The following is an 894-nucleotide window of genomic DNA, read 5'->3' on the forward strand; positions in this document are numbered from 1 at the left end:
GCGGTCTCGCCGAGACGAGGGACGAGGCTATCCGCTACCCAATCGTGACCGCGCATGACGGCACCGAGACCGCACCCTGCGTGCTCGCCGGCCCGACCTGCGATTCGGCCGACGTGATGTACGAGAAGACGCCGTATCCGTTGCCCCTGTCGCTGACCATCGGCGACGAGGTGCTGATCGAGGGCACCGGCGCCTACACGACGACCTACGCCTCGGTCGCCTTCAACGGCTTCGAGCCTCTCCGATCCTACGTGATCTGACGGCTTCGGCCCTCAGATCACCCGGTGCGGGCGACGAGATCGCCCGCTTCGGTTCGCCTGTGGAACAATCCGCTCGTGAAGGATCGCGGAAATGGAAATTGTGGATTTCATTGTTGAAGGCGCTTTCGGCCGGCAAATCTCCCCCCTAGAGGGGGAGATGGCTGCAAAGCGGCCAGAGGGGGTCGGCTCAGCTGTCGCGACCTCTCTTGGATCGCGTGGGGCCGGCACTTCAGGCGAGGCGACCCCCTCTGTCGCCTTCGGCGACGTCTCCCCCTCGAGGGGGGAGATTGCTGGCGCTTTCGTCATCACCGCCGAAACCGCTGCCGACGTTTCGGCGCGCGAGGCTTTGCTCGATCGCGCCATGGGGCCGAAGCGCCGGAAAAAATCGTCGGAAAAGCTGCGGCGCGGCCGCCGGCCTTCGGAAGGCCTGGCCTTTATCGCGCGCGATGCATCGGGCGGGGTCACTGGCACCGTGCGGCTATGGGATGTGGTGCTGGGCGAGGGCGGTAGGTCAGCCCTTCTGCTTGGCCCGCTCGCCGTCGATCCGACAATCAAGAATGCCGGCATCGGCTCGGCGCTGATGCGCCATGCAATCGCTGAAACCGCCCGCCTCGGCCATGCGGCGATCCTGCTG

General features: G+C 66.1%; 1 protein-coding gene and 1 pseudogene. Both read left to right on the plus strand.

From position 1 onward, the window contains the following. Positions 1-260, plus strand: a pseudogene (locus EOA85_RS36205) (ornithine decarboxylase); the annotation flags it as partial. Positions 261-351: 91 nt separating this feature from the next. Further along, the coding region (locus tag EOA85_RS39730) for an N-acetyltransferase (RefSeq protein ID WP_245486392.1) at positions 352-894 on the plus strand (543 nt) is incomplete at its 3' end.

Origin of the sequence: Mesorhizobium sp. M5C.F.Ca.IN.020.29.1.1 (assembly GCF_003997375.1) — a bacterium.
Taxonomy (GTDB): Bacteria; Pseudomonadota; Alphaproteobacteria; order Rhizobiales; family Rhizobiaceae; genus Mesorhizobium; species Mesorhizobium wenxiniae.